Below are 22120 nucleotides of genomic sequence, written 5' to 3'. Positions count from 1 at the left end.
TGACGGCTTAGCAAGGCGTCATCGTGGCCAAGGCCTTGAGTTCGTCATCCGTTTTTCGCGAACTGAAATCGACGAACGATTCGCCATCGCTGCGTTGGTCTAGATAGCCTTGAATGACTGCCGAAAGCAGCGTGGACATTTCATCAAACGCGACCGATTCGAAAATCAGGCGGGCAATGCCTTGTCGTTCGCCCCAACCACCACCGAGGTGCACGTGGTAGCCATCGACCATGTCGTCACCTTTTTCGACTTTACAGCCCAATAGGCCGATGTCGCCGATGTAGTGTTGCGCGCAGCTGTGGTGGCAGCCCGTCAAGTGAATGTTGATCGGTTGGTCCAATTCGAATTGCGACTGCAGGTGATCCGCCAAGATCATCGCATGCGTTTTGGTCTCGGCCGCGGCAAACTTGCAACCGCCGCTACCGGTGCATGCAACAAGTCCGGCACGAAACTGACTGGCGCGATAGTCCAAGCCGATGTCAAGAAGTGCTTGCTGGACGGCTTCGACATCGGCGTCATCGATGTGTGGGATCAGCAGGTTCTGCCAAACCGTCAAGCGGATTTCGCCGTTGCCATACTTGGTGGCGATATCAGCCAAAGATCTCGCTTGGTCACTGGTCATGCGGCCAACAGGAAAGACAACACCGACGTATTGTTTTCCTGGCTGCGACTGTGGATGAAAGCCGATGTGAGCCAGTCGGTTTTCGACCAAAGACTTCGTCAGCTTTTCCTCTTCCAAACGCGGTAGGGTGTAGCCGAGTTGTTCTTCGACAGCCGTGACAAACTTGTCAAATCCCCAGGCGTCCAAAACGTATTTCAGTCTCGCTTTCTTGCGATCGGTTCGGTCGCCGCTTTTCACGAAGACTCGGACAATCGCGCCGGCCACTGCCAAACATTGATCCGGTCGCAATAACACTCCGGTCGGTCGGGCGAAATCTTTGTGACCGGTGATTCCACCTAGCGTCAACTGGAAATAGACGCCTTCAGGGAACTGTTCGGTCGCATCATCGGACGAAACTCGAACGGCGTGAAAGCCGATGTCATTGGTGTCATCCAGAGAGCTGATTGTCCCGCCGCCATCGAATGCGATATTAAACTTTCGCGGTAAGCCGTACATCTCTCGCGAATTCAAGATGTAGTGGTTCATTCGTTTCGCCAACGGAATCGTCTCGATCAGTTCTTCGGTGTCGATTCCGCTAAGCGGGCTTGCGGTGCAGTTGCGAATGTTATCGCCGCCTGAACCTAAGTTGACGATTTCAAGCTCACGCAGTCCGTAAAGGATGTTCATCGCCTGGTCAGCGGGAATTTCACGGTACTGCAAATTTGCCCGCGTCGTGATGTCGATGTAGCCACCGGCCGACTTATCTGAAAGGTCGGCCAATCCGGCGAGTTGCCACGCATGTAGAAGTCCACCCGGAATTCTCATGCGGCACATGTAGCTGTTCTGTGCCGGGGCGACATAAAACAGTCCATGGAACTTTTGCAAAAAGACATCAGTGCCCTTGGGGAACTCGCCTTTGTCGGCGCGTTCTTGCATCTCGTCCCACATGTCCAATGGGTTTTTTTCAAGCTTGGCTAGCTCTTCTTTGCAGAGTTGCTTGCCCGCTTGCTTGGTTTCCCGCTGCGCGATCAAAGCGATCTTTTCGGGACCGATTGGCAACGCGTCTTCCGCTTTGGCGCCGATGGTGATGGCTTCCGTTGCCGATCCGCCGCCGGCACTGTTGCTGATCACTGGCAAACCACTGACGGCGCGAGCGACATCGGTGCCGAAGGCAAAACCCGACAGGAACTGTTTCTGTTCTTCGCTAAAACCTTTGTCGTTACTCATCGCTTGTTCGAACCTACCAATAGAACAGTCTTATGCTTTTTCCAAACACACCGCGCAGTCTTTGTAGCTCGGTTGGTGCGAATGTGGATCAAAGTGGGAGAGGGTTAAATCATTGACAATGCGATAGTGCATCGGAATGAAGACTTGGCCTTGGCGGACGGTCGGAGTCACCATCGCGGTCACTTCGACACAGCCACGTCGGGATCGAACACGCACTTGGTCTCCATTGACGACGCCCAGTGTTTGGGCATCACGCGGGTGCAATTCGACATAAGGATCATGCGGATACAGCTTGCGCAGGACTTTGCTGTTTTCTGTACGCGTCTGTGTATGCCACTGGCTGACCGTTCCGCGGCCGGTGAGCAACAGGAATGGGAACGCCTCATCAGGCGGTTCCGGCATCGGAGTGATTTGATCGGCGATCAGTTTCGCTTTGCCGCTCTCGCGGTAAAACTTGCCGTCGGCAAACAAACGACGCTGTTGAATCGGAGCGTTTTCTTGCTCGGATTCTTCTTGTGAAAACGGCCATTGGATTCCGCCACAAGCATCCAGCTGAGCGTACCCGTCGATACCCGTGATATCGTTGGGGCGGTGCTTGCTTAAACGCTGCATGATTCGAAAGACCGCTTCCGGATCGGTCCATTCGGCAAACATTTCACCGACACCCCAGTAGGCCGCTATCGCGCGAAAAATCTGGAAATCCGCCAGCGCTTCACCTGGAGCCTTACGAACCTTTTTGACCAATCCGTAACGTCGTTCGCTGTTGATGAACGTCCCTACTTTTTCGCCCCATCCGGCTGCGGGAAGGACTAGGTCGGCATGTTTAGCCGTATCGGTTTGATCGTACATGTCTTGCACGACAAGGAAATCAAGCTTGTCTAACAAATCGCGGAAGTCGCCACGGTTGATCCACGAGTGTGCAGGGTTGGTGGCAATCACCCACAATCCCTTGATGTCTCCGTTGCGAATGCCTTCGACGATTTCGTCATAGGCCCAGCTGCCCTCACTCGGAATGCGTTCGACGTCGATGCCTAACGTACCGGCAACGTGCTGGCGATCTTGTTCGGATTCGAATTTGAAGTGTCCGAGCAGGTTTGTGGTGTTGCTCCACAAACGCGATCCCATTGCGTTGCATTGACCGGTGATGCTGTTCGCTCCCGTGCCGGGGCGACCGAAATTACCGGTGATCAATGCGATATTGATGATCGCTTGGGCGACTCGCGTCCCTTCGTAACTTTGGTTGACACCCATCGTCCACCAAAGGGATGCCGCCGGTGCCCGACCGATCGATTCGGCAGCGCGGCGAATGTCGATCACGGAGATTCCACATTGTTCCGAGACCGATTCTGGAGTGAATTCGGCGACGTGCGCCGCAAGTTCTTCGAAGCCTTCGGTATGAGCGTTGACGAAGTCATAGTCGATGAGGTTCGAAGCGATCAAATGCTGAGTGATCGCATACAACAGCATCAAGTCACTTTTCGGATTGAGCTGCAAGTGCTGCGTTGATGCCATGGCGGTTTCGGTTCGCCGTGGATCGATGACAATGATCTCTGGTGATTTTTGATTTCGAAGGACACGCTCCCACATGATCGGATGTCCGATGCACGGGTTGGATCCGACGAAGACCAAACAGTCACTCTGCTCGAAGTCGTCGTAGGTGTAAGGTGGGGCATCGAAACCAAATGATTCTTTATACGCGCTGACTGCGGTCGCCATGCATTGACGCGTGTTGCCATCACCGTGCTGGATACCCATCCCGAATTTGCCCAAGGCACCGAGGAAGGCCATTTCCTCGCAAACGATTTGCCCGGTGCTAACAAACGCAACCGAAGCATCGCCATGCTTCGCTTGGATCGATTTAAAGCGTTCGGTAAACGTGGATAACGCGGTGTCCCAGGAGACCTGTTCCATGCTGCCGTCGGATTGCCGAAGCAGTGGATGGTGAGCACGTTTTTCCGAGTCCAGGATTTCCAACGCTTCCCATCCCTTCGGACAGGCCATTCCGAGATTGACGGGGTAATGTGTCTCCGGTGTCAAGCCAACCGCTTCGCCCTCACGGACATGCAAACGCAGTCCACAACCTGTTGCACAGTAGCCACAGGTCGCGGTCGTGGTCGAATCGGCTTGCATCGCATCGGGAGTCATCCCCAAGCCGTGCTGCCCCGGATTGAGCAACAGTTCACGGGTCATTCGGCCATTACGAGCCTGAAGGACTTGAGGCAGTTCCATCTTGCGGCGCGAGTCATCCGAAGTCGGAGTGGTCAGTGACTTTTTCGCGTTCAGTTGATCGCTTTGCTGACCGTTGACCTGGATTTCTCCGGGTTGATTCTTTGGTGGTGGCGCAATGCTCATTGTGCGGTTCCTCAAAGTGTTCCAGGCATGCGGTCGTAGACGACACTTTTGAAATACAGCAGACGCTCGGCATTCTCACCGGCGATAAAAAGACAGCACGCCACCGAAAGTAGCGCCCCGCCCAGCAATGGGCTGACGATCAAAGACAATGTGCCCAAGACGCTGACCGCGATCGTTCCGGTCATCAGCCCGGTTCGAGCTTTTAGTAAGTCACCGAGATGGGTTCGGATCAAACGAACACTTCGCTGATCGTAAGGATCGTCGTGCTTGCGATCGGTAATGTAGATCGCCTTTTCGACGCTGTACTTGGTTGCGACCAAGCCGATCGCGACAAGCGAAAGTGCGACAGCGGTCCAGCGTTCTCCGAATACACCGAAGACAGCCGCGCTGATAAGCGGTCCGCCTGCCAATCCGGTTCCGAAGAATCGCGGCAGTGTTCTGTCTTGACGCCATAGCTGACGTTTCGTCGCGATATAGATCATCGCACTGCAGTACAGGCCGGCGATTCCCAGTGGCAACGAAGCGACCAACACCAATCGGCCGAGCCAATCGGGGATCAAATCCACCGGGATCAAATTCTGAATCGCTGACGGAATCCAATCCCAAAAGATCGGTAACGCGAATAGCCCAATGGCCAGGGCAACGGCGCCCATGAATTTCCCTAGCACGACGGCTTCGCGGCTAAGCCAACTGGTGCGAAGCCCCAGGAAGACTCGCCACATTCGCAGCGGCTGACCGAGGTGTAGTGGAGCGATTCCGAGACCCGCGTTGGCGATCACGAACGCAACGACGGCAACCGTCAGGGTGACGTTGTTCGATACCGGACTGCCCAGAACAAATCGCACTGCAGCCGTGATCGCTTCGGCCAGTAAAGCACCGACGGCGAGCTGCGTCATCACCAACATGACCGCAAGCGGCCAGTGGCTTTCGGCAACCTCGTCAACGTTTTGATCCTGAGGATACGTTTTACTGGGATCCAGTGGGTTGGTTCTGACAAAACGCGTTGTCGGCTGAGTGATCGACGAGGGCGGTGCCGAAGGGACAACGGCGCCGCTAGTGTTGCTGGACGAATCGACAGGAACGGTCGAGATGCGGATCGCTTCGTTCGGGCAAGATTGGACGCAGGCGGGAGCCTCACCAACACTTAGCCGTTGGTGACACATGTCACACTTGCGGACGATCCCCAATCGGTCGCTGTACCGTGGCACCTCGTAGGGGCACATCATCGTGCAATACTTGCAGCCGATACATTGGTCGTCCAAGTGGCGAACGATCCCGGTGATCGGGTCTTTGTCATACGCTTTAACCGGGCATCCATTTAGACACCCGGGATCTTCGCAGTGGTGACATGCGGTCGTCACATGCTGAATGGCTGCCGGTGATTGATCGCTGTCATCGCCGATGATCAACGTTCCAACCCGTCGCCAGGATTCGTCTTCTTCTAGACCATTAAGTGTATGGCAAGCCACAACACAGGCTTTGCAACCGCTGCAGGCATCCAAGTCGACTTCGAAAGCGAATTGGTAGCCGGGTGCGGGGGCAGAAGCGGGGATTAAATCCCGATAATATTTTTCTTGCGCGGGTGCGGCTTCGGTGTGTGAACTGTGCCACTGGCTAAAGGTTTCGACAGCGCTGAGTTGCTGCTGTTCTTCCAATAGCTGTCCCAAAAAATCAGGCTGACGATTAACGACAGGAAGTGCCGTGGACATCGCAGTCACCTCCTTTGGTTAAAGCAACATGACAAGGACATTGGTTACGCGGCCGTCTTCAAAAAACGGCATCGCGAAGGCGCGGCCTTCGAAGGTCGCTTGATCGTTTCGGCCAAATAGAATCGCCGCAGAATCGTCCGTGATGACTGGATGACCCGTTTGAGAGGCCATCCCCGGCAGCGACCCGTCACAAGCGACCTTGCTATCGATCGATAGGCAAAGCGATTCGTCAAGTGATTGGTACGCTGCCGATTCGAGCAAGAATTCTTCACCGGCGCTTCGCCAGACTTCGAACCCTTTTGCCAGAGGCGCAACCCCGGAGCTAATCAGCAGCACCGAGGCCAAAAAGTCGTCGGCCAAGACAGGAATTCCTACCGCGACTTCCAACGATTCGGCGGAGGCTCCAGCGGCACGCAGGAAGCCGGAATGCGATGGCAGTTTATCGTGGATGATAAAACTGGCATTGCGCCAGACTTGTCCGGGCAGGCCCGATCCTTTTTCGAATCGAACGTATGAACTGACGTTTTGAAATCGTTCCAAAGCACCGAAATAGCCTTTGGTCATGCTCAATTCATCATAAGCACCGATCGGTTGCCAGACTTCCATGACACCACAGTTGGCGTCATCACCTGACCCGACAAAGCAGACCACAGATTTAATTTCGCCATCGCAATAGGTTGGAATCGAAAGCACAACGACATCTTGTTCTTCGCCTTCGGCGGAAACGATCGCCGGCAGACCGGTTTCCTTCGTTTCGCTAAAAGCTCGCTGAGCGGCCGGATATTGGCAGTCCGCGATGAATTCGACATCGGGGTGATCGACAACGATGATGTCAACCAGGAATGACGCTGTTGGTTGGATAGTGGTTGATGTCATGAGAGTGCCGTTTCCGCTTCGGCACGCTTTTTCGCTTCCAGCTTTTCGGCGTCCGCTTTCAGTTTCTTGTGATCCTGTTCCTCCAGGAACTGAATCATGTCACCGCGCAGGTCGTAGTAGTCCGGGTGCTCGAGCACCTCGGAACGAACCCGCGGGCGTTCAAACGGCATCTCAAACACTCGGCCGACGCGGGCGCGTGGGCCGTTGGTCATCATCACAACACGGTCGCTCATGAATAACGCTTCATCCACATCGTGGGTGATCATCATCGTGGTGACTTTGTCGCGAACCAAGATTTCCAACAGGATTTCTTGTAGCTCCATTCGTGTCAGCGAATCGAGCATTCCGAACGGTTCGTCCAACAACAGCATCTTCGGTTTCAACGCGAAGGCTCGTGCGATTCCGACCCGTTGCTGCATCCCTTGGCTTAGCGCACTGGCACGTGTGTGCAGGCTATTGCCCAGGCCGACCAGTGTCAGGTAATACGCCGCGATATCATGTCGTTGCGATTTGGTACCGTGCGGGTAGACCTGATTGACACCAAGGAGGACGTTTTCGATTGCCGTCATCCATGGCATTAAACACGGTGATTGAAAAACAACGCCGCGATCGGGACCGGGGCCCTCAATTTCATGGTTGGCAACGACAACGCCGCCATGCGTGATGGGGTTCAAGCCCGCGACCATGGTCAACACGGTACTTTTGCCGCATCCACTGTGGCCCAACAGGCAAACGTATTCGCCCTTGGCCATATTCAAATTAAAGTCTTCGACGATGATCGCCGGACCGTTGGGCGTGTCGTAGGTTTTGCCCAAGCGGTACATTTCGACATATCCAGCCATTGATGCCGCCTATCAAATATGATTTGGATCGTGTGTGAATTAGATCGGGGAGTTCAAAATCGCCTTCCGTGGCAACGCCAAACTCCGTGGTTCAAGATCCGGCAATTCAACCGGCGGAATGTCAGATGCTGATGCTTGGTCGTCGCGTGACTTTTGACGAACCGCGACCAAGTAATTTGTGATCGCGTTACGAAGACCTTTAAAGGTTTCGTTATGGTTCAGTTCTGTTTTGTCACGGGGACGATCTAGTTCGACCGTAAACGCGGGACCGAGCGAAGCGTTCGGACCTGGGTTTAACGGAACGATGCGGTCGGCCAAAAGGATGGCTTCATCGACATCGTTGGTGATCAGCAAACAGGTTTGCCGCTCCTCTTCCCAGATCTTCAGGATTTCGTCCTGCAGCGTCGCACGTGTCAGCGCGTCGAGTGCCGAAAGTGGTTCGTCGAGCAGCAGGACTTTGGGCTTCATCGCCAACGTTCGAGCGAGTGAAACCCGTTGACGCATCCCGCCGGAAAGCTCATGCGGACGCCGGTGAACGGCATGCGTCAGGCCTACCATCTCGATGAATTTGTCGATGTGTTCACGCCGTTGCCCCTTGGACCAATGGCGGAAGACACGATCAACCGACAAAGCGATGTTGCCGCGCACGGTCAGCCATGGCAGTAGCGAATAGTTCTGGAAAACGATGCCACGCTCTTCACTTGGCTCGGAGATGACTTTGTTTTCCATCACGATTTCGCCGCTGTCGGGCGTTTCCAACCCGGCAAGCAGCTTCGTCAATGTTGTCTTCCCACTTCCTGAGAAGCCCACCACGGCAAGAAATTCACCCTGGCGTAAATTCAGATTGATGTTCGTCAGAACTTCGTTCCGTGTGACACCGCTACCGTATCCCTTGCACACATTGCGCATCGCGATCAGTGGCTCGGGAGCAACCGGTCGGGCAACGGATTTTGGCTGCGGTCGATCGAGAACAGCTGTACTCATCGTCTAGACTCGCTGGGTGGTTAGGCGGCTTGCGGATTGCCGAAGCTGACCAGGTTTCGCAGGAAGATCATGATTCGATCCAACAGCAAGCCGATCACTCCGATGATGATCACACTGAATGCGATCCGTGCGTACGTTTGGCTACTGCCGTTTTGGAACTCGTCCCAGACGAATTTGCCCAAACCCGGATTCTGAGCCAACATGTCCGCGGCGATCAGCACCATCCAGCCAACGCCAAGGCTGATGCGAAGGCCTGCAAACATCAGCGGCAAACTTGCTGGCAGAATGATTTTGAAAAGCTGTTGGCTCCATGAAAGCTTCAGCACGCGAGCCACATTCATGTAGTCTTTGTCAACGCTCGCGACACCAAGGGTGGTGTTGACCAAGGTTGGCCAGAGCGAGCAAAGCGAGACCGTCACGGCGGAGATCAAAAACGCCTTTTCAAACAAGGTCTCGCCGGGCTTGGCACCGGAGTACGCCCAGACGATGACCAAGAAGGCCAGCGGTAGCCATGCAAGCGGGCTTACCGGTTTGAAAACTTGAATGAAGGGAGTCAACGCGGCGTTGCACCAAGGACTCATGCCGCACAGAACACCGATCGGGACCGCGATCATCGTGGCGATCACGAAGCCGATGAATACGGTTTTCAGGCTGGTGATGATTTGGTCAACAAAGGTCGGGGCACTGGTCGGCTTGTAGTTTGCCGCTTGGACCGCTTTCTTTTTCAGTACCAATGCGTTGGCAAGTAGCTTTTCCTTGCGTTCCCCGTCAGCCGATTCGGCTAATGCGGTCATCTTGTTCGCTTTGGCCAGAAACATCACCGCTTCGGTGACCTTTTCTTTTTTTTGTTCGCGATCGGCCGCTCGCTGCGCCGTATGCATTGCAAACAGTTCTTTACCCGCCGCCCAGGTTTCTCCCGGACTTGGCAGTTTCATACTGTCTGTCACAACGGTTTTTGCGGCGGCGTTCCACAGAAACAGGAACACTGCGATCGTTGCGACGGGCAGAAGAATGAATTTACTGATGCTTTTTAATTGTTCTTTGACGTCTTCACCGGCCGCTAGACGGACGAAGGGTTCGAGCAGTGGTAGGCCCGCGACGTTGCAAAACTTAAGCGCGTTTCCTCGCCAGTTCATGGTTGATCAGTGGTGGAATGAGGTCGGGAAGCGAATGGATCGCCGGATGTGTGGCTACGTCGAGGCAGCCTAAAACAAGTTTTCAAGCAACTTGTTGTTTCAGTTCATGTGAAGGGGATCCACGGCCGGGCCGGACGTTAGGCACCGGACCCAAACGCCCGGCCCGTATTGGCCGCTTCCCGATCACACAGGCGGTGAGGCGGCCACCGCTGAGTGAACGATTGTTAAAGCTCTAGTGATCGTTCTCACCAGAGCTTTGATAGCTCTGCAGGTGTTCCTGCTTTGCAGGTGCCCTTTACTGCTTCGCAAGTGTTTCGGATTCTTTGTTACCGATGTCGAAGCTGTTGATGTATCCGATCGGATCCTTCGCGTCGTACTTGTTGCCATCGATGAAGTCGGTTGTTACTTCGCGATAGCCGTCGTAGTCGGGCGCTGGGAAATCGTTTGGTGAGGCTTTGCCTTCGGAGATCAACATGTCAGCCGCTTTGCGATAAATCGCTGGCTGGTAAATGTCTTTCGCTTTTTCGGCATACCAGCTAGCAGGCTTTTCTTCGGTGATTTGGCCCCAGCGTCGCATTTGTGTTAGGAACCAAATGCAGTCGCTGTAGTGTGGGTAGCTGGCGTTGTGCTTGAAGAACACATTGAAATCGGGCATCGGACGGACGTCGGATTCTTGGAATACGAACGTTCCGGTCATGCTGTTGTCGATCACGTCCTCGTCAGCACCGACGTAGTCTTTGTTAGACAGCAACTTGGCGGCTTCTTGGCGGTTGACCAGGTTGCCGTCTGCGTCCGTTTCATCGAGCCACTTGCCGGCACGAATCAACGCTTTGACAACGGCGATGTGAGTGTTGGGGTTGGTGTCGTTCCACTGTTTAGTGACGCCGAAGACCTTTTCTGGGTTGTTCTTCCAGATGTCGTAGTTGGTTGTCACTGGAACGCCGATGCCCTTGACCACTGCTTGTTGGTTCCAAGGCTCGCCGACGCAGTAACCAAGAATGGTGCCTGCTTCCAAGGTCGCTGGCATTTGCGGTGGAGGTGTTACCGATAGCAGAACGTCCGCATCGATGGTCCCTTGAATGTTCTCTTCGGAGTACATCCCTGGGTGAATCCCTGCGGCTGCCAACCAGTAGCGAATCTCATAGTTGTGCGTACTGACGGGGAAGACCATCCCCATGTTGAAGTCTTTGCCTTCTTGCTTGTACGAATCGACGATTGGCTTTAGCGAGTCAGCCGAAATGGGGTGCTTGGGTGTGGGCGACTTCAGCTCAGGATCGTTCTCCTGCATCTGTGACCAGATCTCGTTGCTGACCGTGATGCCGTTGCCGTTATAGTCCAAGCTATACGCGGTGATGATGTGAGCTTGTGTTCCGAATCCGATTGTGGCACCGATAGGCTGACCGGCAAGCATGTGAGCACCGTCAAGCTGCCCATCGATGACGCGGTCCAACAAGACTTTCCAGTTCGATTGGGCTTCGATTTCGACGTTCAGCCCTTCGTCAGAGAAAAAGCCTTTCTCTTTTGCGATGACCAACGGTGCACAGTCGGTCAGTTTGATAAATCCAAATTTCAGATTGGGTTTCTCGACATCGAGAATCTCCAAGACCGCTTCGCTTTCGCCATCAGACGCGGTGGCCGATTCATCGACTTCGATTTTGGCTGCCGCCTTTTCGAGATCATCGAGGGTGATCTCCGAACTAGAGCAGCCGGTCAACAGAGCTGCGATCGCGAAAACAGGCAGCTTGGAATAGAGCGAAAATTTTGAAATGAGTCGTCGCAACTTACGAGCTCCGGGAGGTGGAACGAACAAGTTTTGGAATAAATAGAAAGTCCACATCGATTCCGCTTCGGCCGAATCATTCGGACTTTGCTGATGCGGGAGACCAGCGACCGTGCCCCGTTGCACAGGCCGTGCCAACGTGCGCACTTGGTCATTTATTGCGTAAAAGCGAACCCCGGCTTCACGCTGTGGGCCTGTAGTGCGGTGAATCTGCACCATAAGGTGTGTGTTTTTAAATCTATACATTTTGGTATGCGTAAGACCTGGGCATTTACGGACACCTGGTGCCTATCATCAATGCAGGGGGAGGCGGACTACTGCATCGCGTTCAGGCGTCGATAACCAATCAGGGGGCGTTGAGCCTGGCGAGACGCCCTTAGAGGAGCGTGGAGGATTTCCCGGAGTCTTTGTTCCCCCAGCGGTTGCTGAGGTCTTTGGCAGTGGCGGACGAGGGGGAGTGCGGTGAGTTTGCCGATTGGGGCGGTCGTGAACGATGCGAGAAAAACTTCGCATTCGCGATAAGGGTGGGACGATAACTCACACCATAAGCGTCGGTATCGCCGGGACCGACATGGATGTTCACACGACTTGCCGTGCTAGATGGGTCTTGGCGAGACCTGTTGGAACGATGGTCGGTGGTGAGAACGAAGACTTCATATCCGTCGCAATGAGGCGACACCACCCATTCCATTAGGAAGGAGTCCTAAGAGATGCTTTCCACAACAAAGGCACGCCGGCGCGCACTCGCGTTCGCTCTTCTGGCCGGCTTTGTTTCCGCCCCCGCCTTCGCGGACGAGCGGTTCACTCTTGAAGATACTGTTGTCACTGACGCGTCTGGTAACCCCATCGGTGGTGTCCAGCTTGTCGCTGACGAAGTTGCCGAAGAGGCACCCGCGGAGCAACCTGTCGTGGATCCCGTTCCGATGCCGGAACCGATCCAAATCGACGAACCTGCTCCGATGGCAGACTACATGCCAGCGGCAACGAGCTGCAACTGTTGCTCGACACCTTGCTGCACGAAAAAGAAAAAGGAAGCTGCGACCGCAAAGATGAAAAGCGCCTACGCAGGCGTCTTCTATGCGAACGATTTCAGCTACCTGAATGACCCTTGCTACGACGGTCCGTCATTCATTGGCGATTCGCTCAAAGGCATGATGGGTGGCAAATTGGACGTCGGCGGGGAAGCTCGCGTTCGTTTCCATCATGAGAATAATCATCGTGGTCTGGGACTGACCGGCAACGACGATAACTTCTTCCTGACTCGCTACCGCATGTTCGCAAACCTGCGTGTTAACGAGTACTTCCGTGTCTACGGTGAATACCTGTATGCGGATTCGGGCGGAGAAACATTCAACAACCGTCCCATCGAAGAAAACCGCGGCGAAATCCAGAACTTGTTCTTGGATACGAAGCTGACCGACGATTTGTCGGTTCGCGTCGGTCGCCAAGAATTGCTCTTTGGTGATCAGCGTCTGATTTCGCCTTTGGATTGGGCTAACACCCGTCGTACTTTCCAAGGTGTTCGCGGAACCTACAAAGGTTGTGACTGGACAGTTGACGGATTCTTCGTCAACCCGGTCAACCGCAACGCTGCCAACGAAAGCAAGATCGACGACGCCAACGAAGACGTTGATTTCTACGGTGTTTACCTGTCGAATCCGAATACCCGCTTTGGTGCGGTCGATTACTACTACCTCGGTTTGTCCAACCAAGCATTGAACTTCGACTACCACACCATCGGTAGCCGTTGGACTGGCAAGGTCGGCAAAGACTGGTTGTACTCCTACGAAGGTGGTACTCAGTTCGGTTCCAACAGCCCAGGTTATGGCGATCACAGCGCAGCGTTCTTCACCGGTGGTTTGGGACGTCAGTTGAACCTGTGCACCGCATGCGGACCTTGGAAGCCAACCGTTTGGGCATGGTACGACTATGCATCCGGTGGCGATGATGTCCCAGCGGCTCGTGGTGACGACAGCTTCGATCACCTGTTCCCGTTGGCACACAAGTACCTCGGGTTCATGGACTTGTTCGGACGTCGCAACATCCACGACTTGAACTTCCAGTTCATCACGCCTGTTTTGGGTGACAAAGTCAAACTGTTGTTGTGGTACCACAACTTCTGGTTGGACGAGTTGACCACTCCTTACAACGTCACCATGGCTCCATTCAACGGTGCCAATGCGGCTGGCGACAGCGAACTGGGTCAAGAAATTGATATCGCGTTCACCGCGACCATCAACCCACGCATGAATGTCCAAGTCGGCTACTCTCACTTCAACACCGGCGACTACTATCGTACGACCGCAGGTGTTCCAACAAGTGCAGACGCAGATTTCTTCTGGACTCAATGGCAGTGGCGATTCTAAGAACGTGTTCTTAGTACCGCGTAGGCTCGACGTTTAAGCGAGCCGATTGTCATCGGAATAACGAAACGGCGGCTGGTCTATCAAATGACCAGCCGCCGTTTTTGTTGTTGGTAATCGTCGATCGCCGCACGACAAGCAAAAGGTAGCAGTGGTTGTGTGAGACGAAATCTCACTCGCATTCACTGGTGAACGCTCAGTGTGCCCACCAGCCAGTGTGCCAATCAGCTTTCGCAGAGCTTCCCTCTAGCTTTCGCGGTGTCGCCCGTGGCAAGAGCTGCAATTGACCGCGCGTTTTAGCATCGCGACGCCCTTCTCATCACCCGACTCGATCGCATCCACCGCATCGACGAGGGCTTGCGAGCGTTCTTTCCACTGCTCTGGATCGCCTTTGGGTGGTTCGCGTTTGGGCAGATCAGCATACAGCGTCTTGAGCCGCTGAACGACTTCGGGATCGGCCGGTTCACTGAATAACTCTCGATAGAGTTTGTTGTCGTGGGCTAACTGCATGACCTGGGCGATCGTGTAGCCGCCGTCCTCGGCTTCACCATCAGGAAGTGCTTCCAGTGGCTCTGGGGCGGTCTCTGCGTCCGAGGCTGGTGGTGGAGCGGAGGGGGAGATCGCAGGCGATGGTGTGGTCTCTGCATCGGCTTGGTCTGTCGAAGCAGGTTCGGATGTCGATGCGGTCACGCTGGACTCGTCCGGCGTCGTTGCTTTCTTGCAGCCAGCAAGACAGGTGGCAAGCAGCATCACAGGACACAGCATAAGAGCGCGTCGGAGGTCAAGTTTCATGGTCAATCGTGGTGCGTGGATGATTGGTACAAACGATGGAACTCAATGCAAACGGGCGGCCCGAAACAACTTCGGCACCGCCCGGATAAAATTGAGATTGTCGTGATCTGGTTAAGCCAGCTTTCTTGCCAGTGCGTGCCGGCTTAACCTGCAGCGGATGCCGGTTGGTCGCCTTCGTGGGCTGCTTCTAGCATCACATTGCTAAGCGTAACGTAGGTCTTCGTCCAAGCCGCTTTGACTTCAGGGGTGAAGCCATCGCCGAGGCCTTGTTCGAGCGTCCAAAGCAGTGCTTGGGCGACCGTTTGGTAGCTCTCATCAGGCACCCCGTATTTCACGTGGCGACGACCGAGGTCTTGGACGGCAGGCAGGATTTCTTCGAGCTTGGTCAGTGAGACGACGGCAAGGTTCAAGGTTGCCATCAGCTTCTTGCCCTGCTCTTTCATGTCGCCTTTAAAAAGCGGCTTCAGCGAGGGATCAAGTTCGAACAGCTTTCCATAAAACAGTTCCGCGGCTTGCTCGGAAATCGGCTTAACCTTTTCCCAGCTCGATTGTACGAGTTCAATTTCTTCTGGGCTCATGATTCATTCACCAGTGCAATGGGGATGTAAAGACAAGTGTTTATGCGACCGTATATTTCACATCGGATTCGAATCCGTTAGTCCTACATTGGGACGCGAACCAGCACTCCACCCATGACATCGTCCTTGGCAAAATCAGGGTAGTCTTCGCCACGATTGGGGTGGTCATTATGGCAACTCCAGCAGGCTTCTGCGACAGCCCGGTCGGGATAGACAGCGACAAAATATTTCTTTCCACCCAGGTCTTCTTCTCCGTAGAAGTTTTCTCCGGGGTTATCGCTGATGAAGTCGAGTGCTTGCTTTTCGAAGTCTGTTTTTGCTTGGTGTTGTTCGTTCAAAGGCCACTTGCTTCGCAGTGCGTAGGTGAATCCCGCTTCGGGGTTTTCGTCAACAAGTTCGGCTCCCATGCGAAACATCTGGGCTGGCAATGGAATCGCGTTTTCGGTGTCTTGCCAATATTCATCGGCCGTTACCGGGGCTTCTTGTTTTTTCAGGTTGGTGACGACATGGGTCGCGTAGACGGTTCTGTCGGCCATCATGACCGCGTGCACGCCGTCGGCGAATTGCTTGGGGGTGATTCCGCCGGCGGCAGCAGAGCTGGCTTCACTGCTGGAGCAACCAGAGATAGTCATCAGTGTGCCGGATGCAGCCAGAGCGACACAGGCGATCGAAAGTAATTTCGAAGTTGTCGTTTTCATTTCAGAAGCCTCGGATTAAGAAGAAACAAACGTCAAACAAGAACTGAAACTAAGGTCGGGGCCGGCGTTTTTTGGCACGCTCGAGGAACCACTGGTGCGCCATCTCGACGCTTTTATTTCGCTCGCTCGGTTCCCCGGCAAAGCCATTGCGGATGAGTTCTTCATCTGCCAATGCGCTCAGTGAGTATTCCAAGCCGTGGCAGTTGAGGCAGACTTCGCGAGCCATCTTTTCATTGGGACGAAGGTTGGCGTTTTGGTCGTGATTGACCCAGATGCCGTCATCACCTTCCAGACGCGGCATGTGGCAGGTGGCGCACGAAACGCCTGTCCCTTGTTCGCCTTTGTGAAGCACTTCGTCACGCCAGAGTTGTCCGTGCGGTGATTGAACGTGTGCGAGCGAGTGATCGTCGTTGTGACACTGCAAACAGGCATCGGTGGCGGCAAACTGCGTATCGAATCGGTGGTCGTTGTGGCAGGCGTTGCAATCGAGTTCACGATGCGCGGCGTCATGATTCATCGGCAACCGCGCCTGGTCAGGCGTCATCGGTGTCAGGCCTGCCGCCAACCGCATTCCGTGTTTTCCGTCAAGAAACGTGTCGACCTGTTTGTCATGGCATTGGCCGCATGTTTCCATCGCGACACTGTCAGACCACGAAGCTGAATCGTCATTTTGGGCAGCCTCACTCTGGGTAACATGGCATCCGCTGCAGTTCACGCCGGCAGCGGCGTGTGCCGTTTCGGCCCAATCACGAAGAAGCTGAGGATTCGATTCGGTCGTTTCTGGAAAGTCCGCATCGTCCAAGCCGATCGCCGGTTTGGACCAACCCTTTCGTGGCAGTTGGTCGCCTGAAAGGCTCGCGAGTGTGTTTCTTGATGGTGTGACGGCAACATCGAGTTGATCAGGTTGCCCGAAATGATCATCGAGAAACTTTTCATACAGTGCGCTGTTGTCGTGGTAGTTATGACATCCGGCGGTTGCGCAACTGTCAAAAGCCATGCCTTGGTGACTGGGGCGACTGTCACCGACATCTTGATGGCAATGCCAGCAGTAGTCCGCGGGCATTGTCAGTCCCATCGCCAACGTCTGGTGCGGAACGTGTTCGGCATGGCAGCTCAAGCAGTTCTGCGCATCCAGGGTTGCCAAAAGTTCCGCGTTGGTGGGGTCGTTGAATTTCTTTGCCGGGTGCGTGTCGACGTCTTTGAGCTGATCGCCATGGCATCGGATGCAGGCGTCTTGCATGACGTCCGATGACGTCGGGCCTTCTTTCGAATTTGACGCACTATGACAGGCGTCACAATCGAGTTCGATTTGGTAGTGCCCATGGGTTGTCTTTCCGGGCAGCCAGGCTGACTTGATCGATGACGCAGGGGCGACCAAGGCCGCCGAATAATAGCTGCCGATCGCAAGGTTGATTCCCAGGCACGCAATCCACTTCAAACCGTTCGGTGAACTGCGGAGCTTACTAATGATCGCCTTCAACATGATTCCCCGTTTCAATCGCTAAACCAATAGAAACTGAGAATATGCAGACCGATCAAAATCGGCAGCGGCCACGTGATCCAAAGGTGAAGCTTCGTCAGCCGAGGTCTCCATGCACGCGAGAGGATCGAAAGTGTGCCCGTCAATCTCGATTCCAAGCTGCTGACGATTCCGGCGAAAGCACCGACCAGGATCGCCGCCAGGAAGAATGTTCCCAACAGAAAGTTCAGGTTGGATCCCAGTCGCATGCCAGTGTGGGCGATCATGCCAAGCAGAACGCCTGTTCCCAGGACGCCGTGGGTGGCTCTCCAAAATCCGTAGCTGCCCCATTTAAATTTGGGAAATCGTTTCCGCAGCGAAAAGAGCAATCCGATCAACGTTCCGCCCAGTAGGCTGAAGCCGCTGACCTGCCGTCCCAAGTCACTTTGCAGTGCTGATTCAAATTTGAATGTCGCGTCTTGAACAGAAGTCGCCGCAGGGATCGGATTGCTGACCAACCAAATCAGAACCACCAAGCTGGCGATCGCACTGGTTGCCAGCATGGTCCGGGCCCAAGGCACGGCAGCTTGTTGCCCCGACGCGCCCGCCAGTTCGCAGACCAAGTTTCGGCAGCTTCCGCAGGCTGTTGAGGCCCCACAGGAATCGGCAATCGACTCGGGTGAGGTTTTACCGCTGGAAACCAATTCGCTAATCGTTTGCTTCGTTACCGACAAGCAAGAGCAGACGATCGAATCGGCCGGCCAGTTGATAACCGGCAATGCACCACCGGAATCCCACGGTGTTCCTGTTTTCTCGAAACGCGATCGTTGCCAGGGCCACAACCTTGATTGTTTGTTGATCGCTTGGCGGATTTGAGGCAGTTCGGTCCATGGGCCGACGCATGAGGCGCCAACGATTCTGCCGCGTTCGATTAATAGTTCGCGACGACCTTCGCCGTCTTCGTGCGAAATGATGGAACCGCCGGGTGATTCGCCGATGGTTTTTCCAAGCGTGGCGACTTGGATCCCCATCAGTTTCAATTCGGCTGATTCGTCAGCTCCGTTGAACTGTGTTTCATTTCCGGCGAGTCGGCTGGCCAGTACATCGGACATGCGATAGCAGGGTGCGACGAGTCCGAAGACATGCTCTTTGAAGGATGCACATTCACCAATCGCAAAGATGCTAGGGTCGCTTGTTTGCAACGTTTCATCAATTTCGATTCCACGTCGAGGTCCGATCTGCAGTCCCGCGTCCTCGGCAAGTCGATCATTGGGGCGGACTCCTGCGGCAACGATCAGCACATCGACGGACATGTCATCGGCGTTGGCAAAATGCAGCCGTAGACGATTGTTTTCGCGGTGGATGGACTCGGTACGGCGAACGAGATGAATGTCGACGCCAAGGGCGCGTATTTTGCGTTCGAGCAGCTTCGCCGCGTTGGCATCAAGTTGCCTTGGCATCAGCCCCGGCGCCATTTCGATCACGCTGACGTCGATGCCCAGGTCCATCATGATCTTGGCGGCTTCGAGTCCAAGAAGGCCTCCACCAATCACCGCACCTCGAGTCGCACCATTGGCATCGCAGTATGCCTTGATCGCTTTAAGGTCATCAATGGTTCGATAGACAAAGACGCCTTCGCTGTCATGTCCCTGGATTGGTGGGACAAAAGCATGAGAGCCCGTCGCGATCACCAGCTTGTCATACTGATGGAACTCACCCGAGGTCTCGAAAACCCGTTTCGCGCGTCGATCAATCCGGACGATGCGTGCCCCGGTTCGAAGCGTGATGTTGTTGGATTCGTACCAAGATCTTGGGGCGAGAAGCAGGTCGTCCGCTGAGGAGCCCTGGAAATACCGACTCAAGTTGACTCGATCATAGGCCGGCGTGGGTTCATCGCCGATCAGGGTAATGTCGTAGCTTCGATGGGTTCCGGCGCGGACCAAGCGGTCGCACAGGCCAAAACCAGCCATACCTCCACCGACGATCACCAACCGTGATCGGATCGCTAAAGACTGTTCGTCAGGTTGAACTCGACGTCTTTTTCTCGATAAGGAGACTCGAGTACGGGTAACAATCGCGGGCATTCAATAAGGGAGGTAGCACGACAAGGTTGATGAACGGACACGACGGTGCCGAGGGGCGTCATCGGACGCGATTGGGACGCAAAAGGAAGGCCAATATTGGGGCTGAAGTGCCAGTGAATTAGCCGTGCGGACTGAAACGCCCTCGAGGTGGCGCAGTGTGTGCTCATTCGCCCTTAGGCGGTTCGCTTGTGCGGTCTTTGTTTCGCGTGTGCGCAGCGGTTGGGCGCCGGTGCACAGTTTGCTCGCAATGGATGCTTAGAAATTGGTGCTCGATCGCATCTGCCAAGTTAGCGCCAATTAGCGAACTTGGTGAAAAAGTCAGTAACGATCCGATCGCACAAACGCTTGGCACTACAGATGTCGAAACGCGTGCAGTACAGCTGCCTAGGCGACCACCATGGCTTGTCTTCGTAAAATCGAAGGGCTACACGATTCGATGCAATATCCCTCCAGCGGTTTCAAACTTTCAATACAGGGCCAGTGCGATGAAGCGTTCAAGAAAGATATCGGTGTTGATGATCATGGTTGCCGCCGTTGCGTGCTCGTTGGTCGGATCGCAGCAAGCCGAAGCGGGCAACGGATGGCTATTCCGTCGCCACCGTAGCGTTCAACAACGAACTTACGTCCAGCCACGAAAGGTGGTCGCTCCAGCCGTGGTTGGTTCGACGAAAGCGACGAGTCCTGCAGTGGTGACAAACGCGGCTCCTGCGGTTCGCATTTACCGTCCTAGCCAGCCAGTGACACGATATCAGTCTGGATCACGTCAACCGTTCGGGGGTAACAACTGGCCAGGCGCGATCGGTCACCAGAGTCCACGTTATCAGTTCTTTCAGGACGTCAACGGATACTGGCGATAGTCGCATCGGCGGTTCGGAAGTTGACGCATTTTCGTTGACATAGCCCGCATGGGTTCAGTGGATATTAGAGGGACTTTCGTTTCACAGGCCTTTCCTGTCAGACGTTTCCCCAATCGCCACGCTTAGGCCTTAGACGGTGCCCTCCAGTGGTAAAGGCGTTGTCGTGGGCTTCTGTGTCAGCGATGATGTGGACCATTCCGCACCGTTCCACGAGAGAGCAGAATCCATCGTGACCGACAACCAGTCTAACGATCCTTATACCCCTCCCGCCGATCACAGCGAAGAAACGACAGGAGGCGGCTCATCTGGTAGTTGGCAAACGTCGCCGTATCCGATCGAAACGATGCCTCCGGGGATTCCATTTATCGTCGGAAACGAAGCTGCCGAGCGGTTCAGCTTCTATGGGATGAAGGCGATTCTGATGGTCTTCATGACCCAGTATCTGCTCGGTAGCGATGGTGAGTTGTCGACGATGAACGACAATGACGCCAAATTCTGGATGCACCTTTTTGTGATGGCCGCGTACTTCACGCCTGTCTTCGGTGCATTCTTGGCCGACTGGTTATTGGGTAAATACCGAACGATTCTTTATCTATCGGTGCTGTACTGCCTGGGGCACTTGGCACTGGCGCTGAACGAAACACGACTCGGGTTGGCCGTCGGTCTAGGGCTGATCGCATTCGGGACAGGAGCGATTAAGCCTTGCGTGTCGGCTCACGTGGGAGACCAATTCGGGAAACGGAATTCGCACCTGCTGGGCCAAGTGTTCGGCTGGTTCTATATCGCGATCAACTTGGGGTCGTTCTTATCGACTTTGCTAACGCCGCTGTTGTTAGACCGTTATGGGTCTCAAGTCGCTTTCGGCGTTCCCGGTATCTTGATGGGCGTGGCAACGCTCATGTTTTGGATGGGGCGGAATCGATTTGTGCATATTCCTGCACGAGGCCCCGAGGTCTTTCGTGAAGCATTCACCGGTGAGGGCTTGGCTTCGCTATTACGATTGGCGCCACTGTATCTGTTGGTCGCGGTCTTCTGGAGCTTGTTTGATCAAACTGCGAGTGCTTGGGTCTTGCAGGCCGAGAATATGGACCGAACCGTGTTTGGGGTCGAGCTTCTGAGCAGTCAAATCCAGGCGGCGAACCCATTTCTGATTTTGATACTCGTCCCGCTATTCACCTACGTCGTCTATCCCGCGATTGATAAAGTCTTTCCCTTGACACCGCTTCGAAAGATCGGGATCGGGATGTTCGTGACCGTGACATCCTTTACGGTCAGTGCGTTGATCGAACAAGCGATTGTCGCCGGCGGGACGCCCAGCATTTCTTGGCAGATGCTGGCTTACTTGTTGTTAACCGGTGCCGAGGTGATGGTGTCGATCACCTGTTTAGAGTTCAGCTACACGCAGTCTCCCAACAACATGAAGAGCATCGTGATGAGCTTTTACTTGCTTTCGGTCGCTTTCGGAAATGCGATCACCGCGTTCGTCAACGCTTTCATCAGCAACCCCGATGGCACTAGCAAATTGGAAGGTGCATCGTACTACTGGTTCTTTACCGGACTGATGCTCGTCGCGTCGTTTGTCTTCGTTGTCGTCGCGATGATGTACAAGGGCAAAGAGTACATTCAGGATTTCGATAGCGAAGCCGAGGCCGAAGCGGAAGGACCTGGCTATAGCGGATAATGCTGCCAGGTCATTGAAGGCAACCGTGCGTTGGCTGCTTCGTCAGAGGCGGCCGATGTGGCAAGCGGCCATTTAAGCGATCTGGTTATCGCTTGTGATTT

General features: G+C 54.6%; 16 protein-coding genes. 3 read left to right on the top strand and 13 right to left on the bottom strand.

From position 1 onward, the window contains the following. Positions 1 to 7 precede the first annotated feature (7 nt). The 8 genes from LOC67_RS08920 to LOC67_RS08885 form a co-directional block, all read right to left on the bottom strand. Positions 8 to 1828, bottom strand: coding sequence for a NirA family protein (locus LOC67_RS08920; protein ID WP_230262243.1), 1821 nt, complete (start codon positions 1826 to 1828; stop codon positions 8 to 10). A gap of 30 nt (positions 1829 to 1858) precedes the next feature. Beyond that, positions 1859 to 4057: a molybdopterin oxidoreductase family protein gene (locus tag LOC67_RS08915; RefSeq protein WP_230262619.1), complete on the bottom strand. Its 2199-nt coding sequence runs from the start codon at positions 4055 to 4057 to the stop codon at positions 1859 to 1861. A gap of 134 nt (positions 4058 to 4191) precedes the next feature. Then, positions 4192 to 5889 (bottom strand): DmsC/YnfH family molybdoenzyme membrane anchor subunit, encoded by a 1698-nt coding sequence (locus LOC67_RS08910; RefSeq protein WP_230262242.1) that lies wholly within the window; start codon positions 5887 to 5889, stop codon positions 4192 to 4194. Between the two features lie 18 nt (positions 5890 to 5907). Then, positions 5908 to 6765: a GAF domain-containing protein gene (locus LOC67_RS08905; protein ID WP_230262241.1), complete on the bottom strand. Its 858-nt coding sequence runs from the start codon at positions 6763 to 6765 to the stop codon at positions 5908 to 5910. Beyond that, positions 6762 to 7607 carry an ABC transporter ATP-binding protein gene (locus LOC67_RS08900; protein ID WP_230262240.1) on the bottom strand — a complete coding sequence of 282 codons (846 nt, stop codon included), beginning with the start codon at positions 7605 to 7607 and terminating at the stop codon, positions 6762 to 6764. Before LOC67_RS08900 ends, LOC67_RS08905 begins: the two co-directional genes overlap by 4 nt. A 39-nt stretch (positions 7608 to 7646) precedes the next feature. Continuing rightward, a complete protein-coding gene (locus tag LOC67_RS08895; protein ID WP_230262239.1) occupies positions 7647 to 8591 on the bottom strand; it encodes an ABC transporter ATP-binding protein in 945 nt (314 codons plus the stop codon). Positions 8592 to 8611: 20 nt separating this feature from the next. Further along, the gene (locus LOC67_RS08890) at positions 8612 to 9727 is read right to left on the bottom strand and encodes an ABC transporter permease (RefSeq protein WP_230262238.1); all 1116 of its coding nucleotides are present in this window, start codon (positions 9725 to 9727) and stop codon (positions 8612 to 8614) included. 295 nt (positions 9728 to 10022) lie between these two features. Then, positions 10023 to 11564, bottom strand: a complete 1542-nt coding sequence (locus LOC67_RS08885) for a CmpA/NrtA family ABC transporter substrate-binding protein (protein ID WP_230262237.1) — start codon at positions 11562 to 11564, stop codon at positions 10023 to 10025. A gap of 653 nt (positions 11565 to 12217) precedes the next feature. On the opposite strand from LOC67_RS08885, the gene LOC67_RS08880 reads away from it, so the two are divergent. Continuing rightward, on the top strand, positions 12218 to 13873 hold the full coding sequence (locus LOC67_RS08880; RefSeq protein WP_230262236.1) for an alginate export family protein: 1656 nt from the start codon (positions 12218 to 12220) through the stop codon (positions 13871 to 13873). 243 nt (positions 13874 to 14116) lie between these two features. Here LOC67_RS08880 and LOC67_RS08875 read toward each other — a convergent pair whose 3' ends face one another. The 5 genes from LOC67_RS08875 to LOC67_RS08855 form a co-directional block, all read right to left on the bottom strand. Beyond that, complete coding sequence (locus LOC67_RS08875) at positions 14117 to 14662, bottom strand: hypothetical protein (RefSeq protein WP_230262235.1); 546 nt, start codon at positions 14660 to 14662, stop codon at positions 14117 to 14119. A 143-nt stretch (positions 14663 to 14805) separates the two neighbouring features. After that, complete coding sequence (locus LOC67_RS08870; RefSeq protein WP_230262234.1) at positions 14806 to 15240, bottom strand: globin family protein; 435 nt, start codon at positions 15238 to 15240, stop codon at positions 14806 to 14808. Positions 15241 to 15323: 83 nt separating this feature from the next. Then, positions 15324 to 15872, bottom strand: a complete 549-nt coding sequence (locus LOC67_RS08865) for a DUF3365 domain-containing protein (protein ID WP_410001127.1) — start codon at positions 15870 to 15872, stop codon at positions 15324 to 15326. A 115-nt stretch (positions 15873 to 15987) separates the two neighbouring features. Further along, entirely contained in the window at positions 15988 to 17421 is a 1434-nt protein-coding gene (locus LOC67_RS08860; RefSeq protein ID WP_230262232.1) for a cytochrome c3 family protein, read from the bottom strand. An 11-nt stretch (positions 17422 to 17432) separates the two neighbouring features. Continuing rightward, positions 17433 to 19385 carry an FAD-dependent oxidoreductase gene (locus LOC67_RS08855; protein ID WP_315861047.1) on the bottom strand — a complete coding sequence of 651 codons (1953 nt, stop codon included), beginning with the start codon at positions 19383 to 19385 and terminating at the stop codon, positions 17433 to 17435. A gap of 347 nt (positions 19386 to 19732) precedes the next feature. On the opposite strand from LOC67_RS08855, the gene LOC67_RS08850 reads away from it, so the two are divergent. Next, a complete protein-coding gene (locus LOC67_RS08850; protein ID WP_230262230.1) occupies positions 19733 to 20338 on the top strand; it encodes a hypothetical protein in 606 nt (201 codons plus the stop codon). Positions 20339 to 20474: 136 nt separating this feature from the next. After that, on the top strand, positions 20475 to 22019 hold the full coding sequence (locus tag LOC67_RS08845; RefSeq protein WP_230262229.1) for a POT family MFS transporter: 1545 nt from the start codon (positions 20475 to 20477) through the stop codon (positions 22017 to 22019). Positions 22020 to 22120: the final 101 nt, after the last annotated feature.

Source organism: Stieleria sp. JC731 (genome assembly GCF_020966635.1).
Classification (GTDB): domain Bacteria; phylum Planctomycetota; class Planctomycetia; order Pirellulales; family Pirellulaceae; genus Stieleria.
This window is presented reverse-complemented; position numbering and strand designations above follow the sequence as displayed.